Source organism: Pseudomonas sp. FP597, assembly GCF_030687435.1.
Classification (GTDB): domain Bacteria; phylum Pseudomonadota; class Gammaproteobacteria; order Pseudomonadales; family Pseudomonadaceae; genus Aquipseudomonas; species Aquipseudomonas lactucae.
On record NZ_CP117432.1, the window covers coordinates 3,969,247 to 3,984,189 of the forward strand.

11 protein-coding genes and 1 pseudogene are annotated in these 14,943 nt (G+C 53.8%); 6 read left to right on the top strand and 6 right to left on the bottom strand.

All coding sequences use genetic code 11. The annotated features are described in order from the left end of the window. Nucleotides 1–24: 24 nt before the first annotated feature. Entirely contained in the window at nt 25–1,044 is a 1,020-nt protein-coding gene (locus PSH66_RS18025; protein ID WP_305427368.1) for an SMP-30/gluconolactonase/LRE family protein, read from the bottom strand. Nucleotides 1,045–1,606: 562 nt separating this feature from the next. On the opposite strand from PSH66_RS18025, the gene PSH66_RS18030 reads away from it, so the two are divergent. Then, nucleotides 1,607–2,512 carry a LysR family transcriptional regulator gene (locus PSH66_RS18030; protein ID WP_305427369.1) on the top strand — a complete coding sequence of 302 codons (906 nt, stop codon included), beginning with the start codon at nt 1,607–1,609 and terminating at the stop codon, nt 2,510–2,512. Nucleotides 2,513–2,788: 276 nt separating this feature from the next. Further along, complete coding sequence (locus PSH66_RS18035; RefSeq protein WP_305427370.1) at nt 2,789–3,844, top strand: aromatic ring-hydroxylating dioxygenase subunit alpha; 1,056 nt, start codon at nt 2,789–2,791, stop codon at nt 3,842–3,844. Between the two features lie 49 nt (nt 3,845–3,893). On the opposite strand, the gene PSH66_RS18040 is transcribed toward PSH66_RS18035, so the two are convergent. Together PSH66_RS18040 and PSH66_RS18045 are read right to left on the bottom strand one after the other, a co-directional pair. After that, nucleotides 3,894–4,598, bottom strand: a complete 705-nt coding sequence (locus tag PSH66_RS18040) for a GntR family transcriptional regulator (RefSeq protein WP_305427371.1) — start codon at nt 4,596–4,598, stop codon at nt 3,894–3,896. Nucleotides 4,599–4,680: 82 nt separating this feature from the next. Then, nucleotides 4,681–4,971, bottom strand: a pseudogene (locus PSH66_RS18045) (IS5/IS1182 family transposase); the annotation flags it as partial. 410 nt (nt 4,972–5,381) lie between these two features. On the opposite strand from PSH66_RS18045, the gene PSH66_RS18050 reads away from it, so the two are divergent. The 4 genes from PSH66_RS18050 to PSH66_RS18065 all read left to right on the top strand — a co-directional run bounded on the left by PSH66_RS18050 (nt 5,382) and on the right by PSH66_RS18065 (nt 9,957). Continuing rightward, nucleotides 5,382–6,929 carry a hypothetical protein gene (locus PSH66_RS18050; protein ID WP_305427372.1) on the top strand — a complete coding sequence of 516 codons (1,548 nt, stop codon included), beginning with the start codon at nt 5,382–5,384 and terminating at the stop codon, nt 6,927–6,929. A gap of 226 nt (nt 6,930–7,155) precedes the next feature. Continuing rightward, nucleotides 7,156–7,479, top strand: coding sequence for a BPSL0761 family protein (locus tag PSH66_RS18055; protein ID WP_305429627.1), 324 nt, complete (start codon nt 7,156–7,158; stop codon nt 7,477–7,479). 199 nt (nt 7,480–7,678) lie between these two features. After that, nucleotides 7,679–9,532, top strand: a complete 1,854-nt coding sequence (locus PSH66_RS18060; RefSeq protein ID WP_305427373.1) for a DEAD/DEAH box helicase — start codon at nt 7,679–7,681, stop codon at nt 9,530–9,532. Continuing rightward, nucleotides 9,529–9,957, top strand: a complete 429-nt coding sequence (locus PSH66_RS18065) for a hypothetical protein (protein WP_305427374.1) — start codon at nt 9,529–9,531, stop codon at nt 9,955–9,957. Before PSH66_RS18060 ends, PSH66_RS18065 begins: the two co-directional genes overlap by 4 nt. Before the next feature lie 172 nt (nt 9,958–10,129). Here PSH66_RS18065 and PSH66_RS18070 read toward each other — a convergent pair whose 3' ends face one another. The 3 genes from PSH66_RS18070 to PSH66_RS30220 form a co-directional block, all read right to left on the bottom strand. Beyond that, on the bottom strand, nt 10,130–11,842 hold the full coding sequence (locus PSH66_RS18070) for a UvrD-helicase domain-containing protein (RefSeq protein WP_305427375.1): 1,713 nt from the start codon (nt 11,840–11,842) through the stop codon (nt 10,130–10,132). Continuing rightward, on the bottom strand, nt 11,839–13,731 hold the full coding sequence (locus PSH66_RS18075; RefSeq protein ID WP_305427376.1) for an ATP-dependent endonuclease: 1,893 nt from the start codon (nt 13,729–13,731) through the stop codon (nt 11,839–11,841). Before PSH66_RS18075 ends, PSH66_RS18070 begins: the two co-directional genes overlap by 4 nt. Before the next feature lie 307 nt (nt 13,732–14,038). After that, a complete protein-coding gene (locus PSH66_RS30220; RefSeq protein ID WP_370694858.1) occupies nt 14,039–14,902 on the bottom strand; it encodes a methyl-accepting chemotaxis protein in 864 nt (287 codons plus the stop codon). Between the last annotated feature and the right edge of the window lie 41 nt (nt 14,903–14,943).

Here is a 14,943-nt window from a genome sequence, read left to right on the forward strand (position 1 = left end):
GTTTTTACGCAGAGGCAGGTAGGCCTAGCGCCAATGGATAAGCGCTTGCCCAGCCACGGGAGAGCGAAACGATGGGATACGAGTACCCTGGAGGCTTCCCAGATACACAGTCTTCAGGTCGGGGCCGCCGAAAGTAATGCTGGCCATCCATGGTGCGAGGGTGCCGCGGGCAGCAGCCATGATCTCTGGGGTCAGGCTCTTCTCAGAGAAATGCTTGTTGAGCCGCGCAGTGGCCACTGCATCCCCGTCGTCAAGCAATGTCAGCACCTCACCTTCCGGGGTGATAGCGATCAGTTTGTCGCTCATCACCAGCGTCACCCAGAGATTGCCGTAGCTGTCGAAAGCGAAGCCGTCCGGGAAGCCCTCCAGTTCGCGGGGGCCGTAGACCTCACGCTCACCTAGCGAACCATCGGAACGCACTTGGAGACGCGATATGCGCCTCGCATTGCTCTCCACCACATACAGCCACTCTTCGTTGTCGTCGAAGCGAATCTCGTTGGTGCCCCCAAACCCCTCAGCGACAATCCGAATGCCCTTGCTATCGATGACGCCGATGTAGCCATCGAGAGAGCCTGCATTAATGGAGTCGGTCCACGGCTGCACCCTAGTGGTTACCGTGAACCAGATGCGCCCCTTAGTATCGATCAAGGGAAAGTTGGTCTTGCCCAGCGGATGACCACCCAGATGGTCGTGCAGAATTTGCAGGTGCCCCCTTTGATCGAGCCGCTCAATCCGATCCATGCCCCAGTTGCAAATGATGAAGTCACCCTCAGCGGTTAAGGCCAGGCCGTTGGGAAGCGAGGTACCTTGAGACTGAACGTAGCGCTGCTCGAAAGAGACTTCGGTGGTCACCTTTTGCTGTGGTGCAAGCAGTGTTTGGGCACCATCAGCACCGATCCGCATCACCCCACCACGTGCATCTGCAGCCCAAAGGGTACCGTCAGGTTGAGCGATGATGCATTCGGGGCGCTGCAAATCGCGCCCGACGAACTGGATGGCTTGCCGATCCACCTGCCAACCTTTTAGAGGGTTCTGTCCGAGCATTTGGCAATTCCTTTTTTCGAGAAACTAGGTAGGCATGGGGCAGCCGTCGCTCTGCCAAAGACGCAGCCGAGATCCGCCAAGCCTGTGATGGCTTTCGAGATTGTTGGGTTATCGATCTGTTGTTCGGCGTGTAAATCGCGGTAACCGGTGATCCGCCAGAAATTCCATAGCCAGGTCCGCATCGACCCTTGAGACAGGGATACAGGATGAGGAGGACCGCCCGAACTCAGGCCGGGGATCCAGTTGACCAGGCGATTTTTTGGGAGGCAGGACAATGGCTTGCCCGGATGAAACTGTGACGTGGCGGTGCATGGTCAGCTCCGATTTTCGTTCTTGTTCTATGCACTAGGCCGAGAGGTCAGATGTATGTCTCTTCAGCACAGGCGACGTGTTGGGATGGAAAGTACGAAACTCAGAGCCATTCGGGAAATTTTAAATTGACATACGAACCATAACTGCGGTGAATTGTTAGAGGAACGCCCGCCATGAGCAGGTAACAAAAACAATCGCCTCGGGACCTTGCACGCAGCAGCGTCCGCAGCGCCAAACAAGGCAGATGCCAATGCGCTTCTACGGTCTGGATCTCAACCTGCTAGTCGTCCTAGACATGCTCCTCTCTGAACAGAACATCACCCGGGCCGGCGAACGCTTGCACTTGAGTCAACCAGCCACGAGCGCAGCGCTGGCCCGTCTGCGCGATTACTTCCAGGACGAGCTCCTCGTGCAGATCGGCCGCAAAATGGTACGCACGCCGGTAGGTGATGGCTTGGCGCAACCAATCCGTGAGTTGCTGATTCAAATGCGCACCACCCTGGAAAACCGTGCACTGTTCAAACCAGCAGAATCCAACCGCAGGTTTAGCGTGATCGCCTCCGATTACGTCGGCACGGTACTAATGCCCGAGGTGAGCAGGCGAATAAACCAAGTGGCTCCACTCTGCGCGTTAGAGATGCTCCCGCCCCACACGGCGCCGTCAGAGCAGATAGAACGTGGCGAAGTGGACTTGCTGCTGCTTCCAGACCTGCAGATCACTACGGAGCACCCATCTCAGGCACTATTCCAAGATGAGTTTGTCTGCGTGATGTGTCGTGACAATCCACAGACTGAGACCACGCTCAGCTTTGAGCAGTACAAGCAGATGCAACACGTACTGGTCCGCTGGGGCGAGCGGAGAATCCCGACCGTGGACGAGTGGTATCTGCACAAATTCGACGTCGAAAGGCGCTTCGACGTGATCACAAATACCTTCAACAGTGTCCCGTCCTACCTGATTGGAACCGAACGTCTGGCCACCATGCACCGACTGCTTGCAGAGCGCTGGATCACCTATCTGCCACTAAAGATACTGCCGCTTCCGTGGTCGGCTCCTCGTCTCACAATTGCCATGCAGTGGAATAAATACCAGCAACACGAACCTGGACTTACTTGGCTGCGAAGCCTCATTGGTGAAGTTGCAGCATCCATCTGACGCTCCTCCGCCCAAGCAGCGTATTTCCAGTAGAGATGCGAATTGCGTTACGCAATTCTTCGGCATCTCAGGATCCAATAGAGTCTTGAGCCTTAAATTTACTGCTCGTAAAAAAATCTGTTAAAAACGCGAAAAATCAGATTTTTCTCAATAAATTCAAGTAAATATCGGTAGTGATCGATTATCGAACTGTTTATTTTTCACTCAACCGGATTGACGGCAAGGAGATACTCATCGAACAATGGATCCACTAATAACAAAATGAGGATCCGCGCAATGTTTCCGAAGAACGCCTGGTACGTCGCCTGCACCCCCGACGAAATCGATGGAAAACCTCTCGGCCGCCAAATTTGCGGAGAGAAGATGGTCATTTACCGCGGCGTAGAAGGCCGGGTGACAGCACTGGAAGATTTTTGCCCTCATCGTGGAGCCCCTCTCTCCCTGGGCTTCGTCGAAAACGGGCGACTGATCTGCGGTTATCACGGCTTGGCAATGGGATGTGACGGGCACACCGAGTCAATGCCAGGCCAACGGGTACGCGGATTCCCGAAGATCCGTAATTTCGCCGTGGAAGAGCGCCACGGTTTCATCTGGGTTTGGCCGGGAGAGGCTAGCGAGGCCAATCCAACACTTATTCCTCTCCTCGAGTGGGCGGAGAGTCCCGATTGGGCCTACGGTGGCGGCCTTTACCACATCCAGTGTGACTATCGTTTGATGATCGATAACCTCATGGATCTCACCCATGAGACCTACGTGCACGCCAGCAGCATCGGTCAGAAGGAGATTGATGAAGTCCCGCCGACCACTCGCGTAGAGGGGCAGGAGGTGATCACCGAGCGTCACATGGAAAACATCATGGCTCCCCCGTTTTGGCGCATGGCACTGAGAGGTAATGGCTTAGCGGACGACGTGCCTGTGGATCGGTGGCAGATTTGCAGGTTCACGCCCCCGAGCCATGTGCTGATCGAGGTTGGCGTAGCGCACGCAGGTAGAGGTGGCTATAACGCACCTGCGCAGTACAAAGCTGCGAGCATCGTGGTCGATTTCATTACGCCAGAAACAGAGACCTCCATCTGGTACTTCTGGGGCATGGCACGCAATTTCCAACCGCAAGACGCCGTACTCACTGATAGTATTCGCGAAGGACAGGGAAAGATCTTCAGTGAAGATCTAGATATGCTTGAGCGGCAACAACAAAACCTGTTGAGAAATCCGCAGCGTCAACTACTAAAGCTGAATATCGACGCAGGCGGCGTCCAGTCACGACGGATCCTCACACGGCTTTGCGAAGCAGAACAGCAGGCTACTTCGTCGCTGATTGCTAGCGCCTAATTCTGCTGAAACTGCGCTGAGACGGCGGCAGCTAAGTCACTGCCCCTTCTCAGCCCTTATGCAGTACAGCCACACCTTCTCCCCGCGGGTGGAAGTACTCGGCGTAACGCAGGGTAGCGTTAGCGTGTTCGCGCATGATTGCCTCGGCCCGCGCTCCCTGCCCGCTAACCAGCGTTTCGTAGACTGAATGGTGCTGCAGATGAGCAAAATTGAAGCGCTGGTACTCTCGCTTGAGGTTATCGCGATCCACTGCCAGCGAACTCACTGAAGCAAACGGCAGATGGTCATTACGCGCCAGGGCTTCGGCTATAGCACGGTTGCCGCTGGCCTCTATAATGGCTTGGTGAAAGCGCATGTTGAGGCTGTGATATACCTCTAGATCTTCGAGCAGGACATGCCCCTTGTCGAATATCTGATCTCCTATGTCCAGGCACGCTTTCAGGATCAGCCGAGTTTCTTCGCTTATGCCACGCTCAGCAGCCTGCCGTGCAGCCAGACCTTCCAACACACCACGAACCTCCACGGTACCGGCGATATCCTGCTCTGTCACCTCGCGAACCGTGTAGCCACGTCCGCCGGCCTTGATCAGCAGCCCCTCCTGTTCCAAGGTCCGCAGCGCCATCCGAACAGGCATACGTGAAACCTGAAGACGCTCAGCAGTCGGTATCTCGATGATTCGATCGCCCGCAGACAATTCGCCGGAAGCGATCATCTTGCGCAGCTCGGCAAGCACTCGCTGGCCCGGTTTGCTCATCTGGGTTCTCTTGAAATTAGGACAGGGCAGGATAATAGCGCAGAGCAAAGCAGCTAAGGGAGAGATCCATTGAACTTAGTTAATCGCGGTCGGAACCGACGCTGGTCAACTCGTGCGCAACAATCAAATGGTGCTGGGTATCTACCGCTGTCTGCACGCAGTAGCCGACGATTCCGATGCGCGCTTCATCATGGAGAGCGCGTGGATCGGACAGTGAGACTTGCTTATCCGGCGACACGTTGAGGTGGATCTCAATCGCTTGAAGCTCCTTCATTTGCGTTTTTGAGCTGGCGATTTTTTCTTCCAGCCCTACCGCACTGGGCTCGGAGCCTGTTGGTTCTTGCCGATCGGCAGCATAGAGTGCCGCCAGGTAACCACACCGATCTATTCGAGCTTGGCCCATTAGGCAGCGTCGCCTGACCGCATTACCGAGTTATGCTTAACGCCTAGATATCTAGACGCTAAGTGCAAAAATTCGATTTAGTGCCTAGATTACTAGGCGTTAGGTTGCCTCTGCATTCCGAGCTACTAAGCTCTGGTCCTCAGCCAAAATGGGTGAAACCGACCCATAGCTGACGTTACGCCAATAGCGGCGACTCTATATCGATGAAACACTACGACTTCACGTCTTGAGATGACTACTATTTAACCATCTGTATTTCGCCAATATTGGCTTTTATATACCATTAAAGTTGTCATTCGCTTAAAGAATTCAATTTTTTATCGTGCCTTTTAGTTACCATCTAGGTATATTTATTGTACATCATGAAAGCTAGGTGACGCATGACAAAGTTGGAAAAAAATGATCAGCGCGAACGCGCACTTCTCAAGCTACGCATGGAAATAGATAGTAACATCCAGCGTGCCATATCTGCTGCTCGCGAATGCGGCCACTTCGATCTACTACTGCTATGTTATAGACTCAGAATCAATAGAATGGAAATGACTCAGGCGCCCTACCTTGAGAAATTGAGCGATATGGAGCTTCGAGAGAAACATCTAACGGACGAGGCGCTAAAGTACGCAATATCCTTAGTTGCCAAACATGGTAATTGGCATACCTGCGATGGGACTTTAAAAGACTTTGACCCTGGCCGGGTTGCTGGCCTACTATATTTGATAAAGCGAATTAATACAAAATTTGAAACCAATTCAATCATAAATACAGTAAATGTGCGCGTAATCGGAGAACGAGACCAGCATTTTGCGATAGACTATTCTTCACTTATGGAGGACCCGCAGCAATTAATGCTTCTACACTATGGTATTAGAGTGGAAAGATTTGCCTCGAACCTTAAGCAGGGTTTTCTTCCGGTAGAAGATCTTGTGCATAAGCTTCGCTGTGAGTATTCAGGGCTAAGTGATCATTTTTCATCCGAGTTCGGCATTACCTTAGAAGGCTATTGCAAGGGCATGCTGGACTTGTATAGAGCATTATTTCTTCGGGGAAAGGAAGCTGAAGCGAAGCTAACTTTCAATGAGGATGGCGTAGCTGAGCATGATACCCTCACGTTTATTACCATGGCTACAACGATGACTTTCAGTCACGAGGAGCTTATTACAATCCTAAGCCCCGAGTTTTTGCGCTACTTGGAAACTCATTCATTTGACGGTGATAAATTCAAGGAATCGGAACTTAGATTTCATTACTTAACGCGCCGCCCATTTTTAAGATCTGAGAGTTATTATATATTTAGCCCAGAACTTGTATATGATAGCTTGCAGGACAATGCGCGGTACACTTTGCTGGAGGGCGACACATCCAAGCACAAAGTTAAAGAGGTGAGATCAAACAAGTTTATTGACCAAATCTCTTCTATTGCTGCAAAATTTGGATACAAAGAAGTTGATAGGGATCGCTACCTCAAGAAAGGTAAATTTGATATTGGCGATATTGACCTTACTCTGTACAACCAAGCCACTGACCATACTCTTTTGGTGGAGGGAAAAAACTACACTTTACCTCTCGATGTTTATTTTAGATCGCCGGAAGCGATCCAGTCTCATCTTAAAACCACGCAGGACTGGGAAGTAAAAGTATTGCGCAGGCAGGAACACTTACTTCTTGATAAGACGATTTACCCAATAAATGGCACTTGGGACTACATAATTATAAGTCAGATGCCAGAACCGCTAGCTCATAGCTCAAAACTATTAGTGCTCAGCATCCATGAGTTTGAAGCATGGCTGAACCAAAGTATTAGGCCAACTAATTTCACTAAGTTCTTCAGCACTGCCTACGACTCTGAAACCTTCAAAATATCAGAAGATGAGATGGATAGATATATGTCTGAAAATCAGATGTCTTTCACCCCTCCGCCAGGGGATTAAGCAATACCCTAGTGCAGATCCCATATATATCGCCACTGACCCCGAACATTCAGTATGACTGCCCTGGCCGTTCTCTGCCGATCGTTACTACGACGTGTGCTGGTCAAGCGAATGCAAACGGTTGATCAGCACGGATGCAATTGAGTGCTCAGGCGACTTCTCTTTCATGGTTGTGCGCTTATAATTCCACTGACCGGTACCAAAGGAGCGCCTGGCCAACATGACAATGGTCCATGAACGTACCCGCAGCGTTGTTCAAACTGAAGCGTTTCTACGCGATATTGTCAGAGACGTCACCCTGCCTGAGAAGATGCGGCTTCGCGCCAAAGGCCTTCTGCGTCACTACCCCCCGCCCAATTACATTAGGCTCGCCGGCAAACTAGAGGAGCATCGGAGGGCCGAGCTATCTCGGCTAGACGAAAAGCACGGACCGTTGCCACCGGTATTAGGAACCTGGCTGGCTGTAGAGCCTATGTTCTGCGACGACTCCAACTCAGCTCCTGCCGCAGTGCTGAATGCATTTTCCAGACTTTCGGAGGCTAAACCGTGATATCACTGGGCTATAATCAGCCAAAGCACGCACACTCAACCATCATAAGCATCCAGTGATGACTGGCCCGAAATATGGATATTTCAATGCCTACGTCCGCTGCACCTCAACTTCTCCAACCTCTGTCCCCCCGCCGCCGAGCGTTTACCCAGCGAGCGGGCACCTTGGCGCGCGCCGCCGACAGGAGCCTCGACTGTCTATGAATTATTTCACCGAAACGGCAGCCAACATCCTTGGCAATAAAAAGCTGCGTAGCCCCCAGATCGAGGCCTACATCAAGGCGCAGGAGCATTTCGAAAACTCCAACGAGGACGCGCTGATCGTTCTGCCGACTGGGACCGGTAAAAGCGGGCTGGTTTCGATCGTACCGTTTGGCTTGGCCAAGGGGCGCGTACTGATCATTACGCCGGGCCTGGTCACAAAGCAGAGCATTCGACGGACACAGGAGCTACTGGAAGATAATTTCTGGATCAATTTCGATGTGATCTTCAGTGCCGAGGATCTGCCGGTCACGTGCGAATTCACCTCGGACACCCATCAGTCTAGCCTTGAACAAGCACACTTCGTCTATTCGAACATCCAGCAGGTGTACAACGAGCGGGGCCAGTCCCTGACGAAGCGGGTCCCGTCTGACTTCTTCGACCTCATCATCATCGATGAGGGGCACCATGCCCCCGCGGGCAGCTGGCAAAAGACCTTGGCTCACTTTTCCAAGGCCAAGAAGATCTTTGTAACGGGCACACCGTTCCGAGGCGACAACCAGGAAGTGCCAGGAAAGCTGATCCACAAGACACCTCTGTCCGAAGTGATGCGTGATCGGTACGTGAAGTGGCTGAGGAAGGAGACCGTCAATGCTCATGAACTTTACTTCACGGTCGCCGAGCAGCCAGGAGTCCACCTCTCCAAAGAACAAGTCCTCGAATTCAAAGACCGAGAGTGGGTAGAGCGCAGCGTAGCCCTGTCCCCAGAATGTTCGATGGACGTTATCAACCTGAGCATTCAGAAACTTGATGAGCTCCGAAAAACCTCTCCGGATGTGCCACACAAGATTCTCGCGGTTGGTTGCAGCATCACTCACGCCGAAGACCTGCGCACCTGGTATCAATCCAAGAACCTGAGTGTGGCTGTCGTGCACAGCGACATGGAGCAGGCGGATATCGATGCGGCGTTCCGCGTGATAGATAACCATCAATGCGATGTCGTTATCTCCGTGAACATGCTGATGGAGGGCTACGACCATCGATACCTCACGGTTCTGGCGCTCTTCCGTCCCTACCGAAGCGAGAATGCCTTTGCACAGATCGTGGGCCGAGTTCTGCGGGCGATTCCGGCCGAGGAGATTACGGCTTTTGAGATCGATAACAATGCCGTGGTGATCTATCACCAGGAGACCGGCTTGGACTCGATGTGGACTGCCTTCCAAACTGAGGTTGATCGTGCCAAACACCAGCGCACGCGCGATTACACCATCACGGACGAGGACTACACTCGCAAAGAGCAGGACTTGGGAGGGGTTTCCACCTCTGAAGCATTTGTGACTGACCGTGACTCCTACCTGGGGGATCTAGATTTCAACAAGATTTTTTCTGAGAAAAGGGCCGAAGTCGAATCCATCGCAACGCAGAAGGTCCAGGCGCTTCCGGGGATTGAGGATTACGACGCGGACGTTCTAGCCCAACTCAAGAATGTCTTCCTCAGTGCCGAGACTAAGAAAGCGGCTCAGATCATAGACCCTAACCTTGTAGAAAAGCGGCCCGAAATTGCACGCAAACAGCTGCGCGAGATCCTGACGAAGAAGGCTCAAGACGAGGTTGCAACCTTGCTCAGCGATCTGCAGATCAAAGAAAAAGCTTCTACCCTTTATCCGATATTCAAAAATCACCTGCCGATGGCGAAACCCAACATGCCTAATGACGGTATACTGGTGAGCTTTATCAACACCAAGCTGGCGAAGAAATTCGGTAAGGTTACTGAGCGTGACAACAGCTCACTGACCAAGTCGATTGAGTACGTGGTGGTGATCATCGATGAACTGGGGAGAATGCTGAAATGAGTCTTGAATCCATCAAAATGCTGGTTGATGAGCTCTCGACTCTCCACGTAACCCGTGGCGTTCAGCCCAGCGAACTGATCGACAATCTCTTCGAAGACGACTACGTCGAGTCCTCTGCACGAAACACCTCGCAGGGACTGGTGTTCGATTTGACCTTCCTAGAGGCAGATGATGACGGATCGCCGAGCAAGGTCACCATGCGCTATACCTACGACCGCAGCCGTCATCTAGTGCTTGTCGAGCAGAAGGTCGCGGCCAAGCGGTTCAACATTCAGTGGGATCGTGCCCGCGCCATCCAGGAACGACTCGGCAAGCTTGAAGCGCTGCTCGCTGACCAGCTGCCGCGGGAGAGCGTCGCCGCAATCCTATCAACCATGCCCCGAGTCTATCTTGCACTCGCTCCTCGACTGCAGTTGGTAGCCTAACCTAGCCAGTCCTCTCACTGCGGCTGATGCTGAACCAGCCATAATTTCGCCGCAGCGTATCGATGCACCTGCACGTTTCGTACAGCTTGCACTCGATCCAATTCGTCGTCCCCGCCCCATTGGGGCTGAGCAATTCCCTTTAGGGAGAGGTGTAAGCAAGCAAAGTCTTGAGTCACAGGAAAGGGCAGGAATCGCGTTTCGGCGTCACAATGGTGGTCCGACGTATCGCCCGAGTTACGCCCACCCGCAGAGCTAAAAGGTCTTGAGCACAGGTCTTTGGGTCCTGCGGGGCTTTGGCAATGCGCTGGTAGAGGCCGTCGTAGATGATAACCTCGTCGAACTCCTTCCCCTTCGACTTATGAATCGTCATGAGGTGGATGCCGCGCCAGTCCTTTTGAGCTGCAGCGAAATGCTCCTGCATCAAGGCACTGCGGACCGCCTCTTCAGCGCCCTTGTACCCACCCTGGGCACGCCACAGGGCACCCAAGTTTGTCCGCAGCACAGAGCCACGATGAAGAAATCGTAGGTAGCGAGCATCCGTTGCTACTTGCCTCAAGACTTCCGCAGTGGACGATGCCAACAGACCGCGCAACTGTAACCAGTCCTCCGAGGGGTCGCCTGATAATTGCAGCTGTTGCCGGAACTCTGAGATGCGTTGAATTTCGCTAACAATCAACCGGCGCTTGGTACCGCGGATCTTTCCCGAGGATAGAAAGGCTCTAAGAGCACCCGCCAGGTCAAGCTCGGTCTGCGGGGTAGGCCTACCTCCTCGACGACCACGAATGTGCGTGTGAAGTGCGCCGAGCATGCGACTCGCCACATCGCCAGCCGTACCTCCTTCCAGCAGAGTGGCGATAACGCCAGCGGCTAGAGCCGGCGGCTCCGCATCCATTGCAACGTCATGTTGTAGCTCTGGCAGGCCGTCAGCCGAGGAAGAAAGGTAGTCGGAAAATTCGAGCATCAGCCGCTTGGATGGCACCAGGATCGCTATCGACTTGTCTGGTACCTTCTTGAGGCGATCCAGCGCCGAGTAAACCGCGGCCTTAGCACTGAAGTGCAGGCTCTTTCCATATATGAAGCCGTAACGCACAATTTTGACCTGCTGATAGCTCTTGCCCTTGTTTGCGCCAGTGAGAAGGTCATTTCCATAGATCGAGATATCGGTTCCGCTGCTGCGATGGTTCTCTCCAGCGAAATCGAAGTGGGCAGCGCAGAAAAGCTCAAGAAAATCACCCACGCGCCTGGGATCAGCGCCTCGAAACTCATAGATCCGCTGTTCGGGATCGGCCAGCGCAATTAGGCGACTGCGCTTTCCAAGCTGCTTGATCAGCGCCCATTCATCACTATTCGTGTCCTGGAACTCGTCGAAGATGATGATGGGATAAGTGTCAGAGAAGATAGCGCCCAGCCGTTCACTCCGACTAAGCAGTTCACTGGCCAAGCTTGCGAACAAGTCGAAATGCAGTCGGCCCTCCTGCATGAAAAGACGTAGCTTCTCAGCTTCGTGTTGTGTTCTATCGATGTCGGTCAAATGCGCTGCTGCTTCGGGAGGCGGCAGAAGCTGCAGGCTAGACCTGCCATTCAACAAATAGGCATGGCTCCGGAGAATACTCCATGCGAAGCCATGGTACGTGCTGACCTCCAGCTGCTTCAGGTCCTCACGCGAAATCAGCTCAGAGGCCTTTTCTATGATGCGCGCTACGGTAGGCCTGGCGAAGCTCAAGAAGAGTATCTTCTGGCCTGGCTTGAGGACTCCTGAGCGAATCTCATCACGAGCTTTCACCAACGCGACGTGCGTTTTACCTGCGCCAGGGCCGCCCAGCGCCAAGGTATGTCCGGTGCACGCTAGGAAATCTCGCTTCTGATCGCTCCACGCTTCGATCATGTCAGTGGCTGAGGGGGATAAGGTTGAAACTTCCCATATAGTGCTACCAATGGTGCCGGATCGGCTTCAGCTATGGGTACCTCAGGGAGAAGAGCGACGCCGATTGTCTGAGGAGGGAGTACTGGCAGCGGCGGAGGAAGAGGTGGGGGCTCAATGACGTTCTTGATTGCCGCCAACGTGGTACTCACGTATTCAGGCATGTCGTTGGCAGTTGGGCAGGAGGCGAGCAAGTCGCCGACGTCGCCACCACCCTTAGCCCAGCCGAAATAGCCAGACAGAGCAGCCTGCAGATTGGCCAATGGCATTGCGGCTGTTGGCGTCCAAGCCGCTAGATGCTGCGGCCAATCGCCGGCAGCAACTACAACAGCGGCATATCTGCGGAGTGCGGCCTCAGATGCCCCCTGCAGTACCAAGTCTTCGAAGCCTTTGCTCGCAGACTCGTAAGGGTGATCTACTGAGGCCTTGATGGCTGCGAGTGCCTCCGGAGATTGTTTGTCGAACACCGCGAACACGATCTTGCCGAGTGACCGGAAAAACTCACCCAGCGGCGCAACATTGGTCTCGCCGCGAGCATCGACGATGGCCACCCCAAGGTTTTCGAGCGACTTGAATCGTGTGGGATCCAGCTCGCCAAGCCGGCGGGCGGCGGCAGGCATTGCGTCGAACTCCGTACGCCCCTCAAGCACGAGTACGTAGCGGGCCAGTAGGGCTTCGCAGAATCGAGTTCTAAATTCGGTGCGATAAGCCTTGGGCTTGACTGCTGGCGGGTATGTAGCAGTGATTCCGGTCATGACACCCGCCGTGCGCTTGAGAACCACTACCTGAGCAGGCTCGAACTCCTCCAGCACATAGGGTGAGTGGGAGGTGAAGATGGCCTGTGCCGACTTCTGGCGCAGCGAATTGATGATTCGTTTCTGAGTGTGCGGCGGAAGCGCGATCTCTGGCTCTTCCATCGCGAAGATCACGCTCTGCTTGAGTTCGGCGATGATGGACAGCAGAGCCAATACTAGCGTGTTAATTGTGCCAGTGCCTTGGTGCTGATATGGGGCGGAGTAGATAGAGCCGTCCGGCCTCTTCGCTCCTGTGCCCATGAAGACAGTTAGGGTTCGGCGGAGCATGTCGCGAGTCAGGTCCGAAACCCGCATGTGGGGTTGCTCTGCCCAGTCGGATGGTACGTAGTGCCGTACTGCATCTTGGACTGCAACAAGCAACTCGCCGATTTCCTCGGTCTCTCCAACTGGCAGAGCACGCAACTGGTCGAGTAGGTCTTCCCACATTGTCAGTCGTGTCTCCTTCAGCCGAAGGATCACGTCCAACAAAGAGCCTCGCTCCAGACTGAGTGCCCGAGCGCCGGTTCGCAGCGTACGCAGATAAAGAAAACCGCATTTTCGTTTGTCGGGCGCAGAGAAGCGTAAGTAGGAGCCATCTGGCATTTCGGGAGTGGCGTAGTAGGTATCTCCTGCAAAGTCGTCCTCTTCTACGTCATACCAACCGTTGAAAAAGACGCGCATTGACGCACCAACATGGGGGAGGTCTGTTCCCTCTGGGGGTGCCCCCACAAGCAATGTCTTAGCCTGCGTATCCCACCATTCGATGTGCTCGCGGAAATGCCGCTGCTGCTCATCGGAAAGGCCAGCGATAATGACCTCGACCTGGATCGGGATCACCTCGTTCTTGGCTGGGTCTACATATGCACCGGCATAGAAATCGTGCTCATCAATTACAGGACGGCGACTCAGGCGCTCCGGGCCAAGAACGAGATCCACCGCTTCCAGCAATGTGGACTTGCCGGCATTGTTGTCACCGATAAAAGCAGTATGTCCATTGAGGTGGACCTCACCGTAGGCGATGCCTCTGAAGTTCCGGACGCGAACACGCACAAGATGCACTTCGACCCTCCTTGTCTAGCGGTAACCAAGATCCTAGCTCTAGTGCCATAGTAGGTTCGATTCGAATATATTGCTACTTGAGGGCTTGTTCGGTCCTAGCCGCGTACCGCGCACCAGCAACCAAGGGCCGATATTCGCCGCTCGCTGCCGATCATGGATACGAAGCGTGCTGGTCAAATCCGATGCAATCGGTTGTCATTACGAATGCAAACGGGTGCTCAAGTGGAGTGCGTTGTCGCAACATCAGCACATAAGGCAAACGCACGAAACTCGACATGGAAATTGCCAATGAAACGGAATATTTCAGTTACGTTCGAAAATGGTCAACTGCTGAATTCAGCTCTTTGCCCACCTGCTGCAGCTCTTCTGCCGAACTTTGCAACTGATTGCTTTCCTGCTCTCGACTTTCTGCAACTCCGCGTACTCGCTCCATGTTTCGACTGACTTCTACTGCAACGATGGTTTGCTGTTCAGAGGCTAGGGTAATCTGCTGATTCGTTTGCTCAATTCTGGAGACGGCGGATGTAATCAGTTCCAACGCCTCGGAAGCTTGTTGTGCAAGGATTACTGCTTCATCAGTCAGGGTGCGGCTGCCGTGAAGACGTCCCGCCGCCCGCTGGGCAACGCCCCGCAGGCGGTCGATCAAACCTTCAATCTCCTCTGTAGAAAGCTGAGTACGCTGTGCTAGAGCGCGAACCTCGTCTGCGACCACCGCAAAACCTCGGCCATGTTCCCCGGCGCGCGCAGCCTCGATAGCAGCGTTCAGCGCGAGCAGATTGGTCTGAGTCGCGACAGACTTGATCACATCGAGAATGCTTCCTATCGAGCTACTTTCTGCCAACAGAGACGCCATGGCCTCCGCGCAACCAGTCATTTCCTTCGCAAGCAGGTCAATCTTACCCCCAGCTTGGCGCATCATTTCATTTCCTTTATTAGCCAGGTTTTCCGCCTGAGATACCGCTTCACTGGCGTCTCCGGCATTCCTGGCTACCTCCTGCGCAGACGCTGACATTTGACGCATAGCCGCGGCGGCCAACTCCGTTTCCCGTTGCTGGGTTGCGACGCCCATTGTGCTGCGTTGGATGACCTCGCCTAGGCAGAAGGAAGCTCCATTGAGCTTGTTGACGCCTGTTCCGATGCGACCAACCATCCCACGCAAGCTGCCGAGCATGCCGTACACAGTCTCCAGTAACTGTCCAAGCTCATCATTGC

Bases quoted from the DNA above. Each gene is read 5' to 3' on its own strand.
- PSH66_RS18050 (WP_305427372.1), top strand. From the start codon at position 5,382: ATGACAAAGTTGGAAAAAAATGATCAGCGCGAACGCGCACTTCTCAAG.
- PSH66_RS30220 (WP_370694858.1), bottom strand. From the start codon at position 14,902: ATGCTCGGCAGCTTGCGTGGGATGGTTGGTCGCATCGGAACAGGCGTC.
- PSH66_RS18055 (WP_305429627.1), top strand. From the start codon at position 7,156: ATGGTCCATGAACGTACCCGCAGCGTTGTTCAAACTGAAGCGTTTCTA.
- PSH66_RS18030 (WP_305427369.1), top strand. From the start codon at position 1,607: ATGCGCTTCTACGGTCTGGATCTCAACCTGCTAGTCGTCCTAGACATG.
- PSH66_RS18025 (WP_305427368.1), bottom strand. From the start codon at position 1,044: ATGCTCGGACAGAACCCTCTAAAAGGTTGGCAGGTGGATCGGCAAGCC.
- PSH66_RS18065 (WP_305427374.1), top strand. From the start codon at position 9,529: ATGAGTCTTGAATCCATCAAAATGCTGGTTGATGAGCTCTCGACTCTC.
- PSH66_RS18070 (WP_305427375.1), bottom strand. From the start codon at position 11,842: ATGATCGAAGCGTGGAGCGATCAGAAGCGAGATTTCCTAGCGTGCACC.
- PSH66_RS18035 (WP_305427370.1), top strand. From the start codon at position 2,789: ATGTTTCCGAAGAACGCCTGGTACGTCGCCTGCACCCCCGACGAAATC.
- PSH66_RS18060 (WP_305427373.1), top strand. From the start codon at position 7,679: ATGAATTATTTCACCGAAACGGCAGCCAACATCCTTGGCAATAAAAAG.
- PSH66_RS18040 (WP_305427371.1), bottom strand. From the start codon at position 4,598: ATGAGCAAACCGGGCCAGCGAGTGCTTGCCGAGCTGCGCAAGATGATC.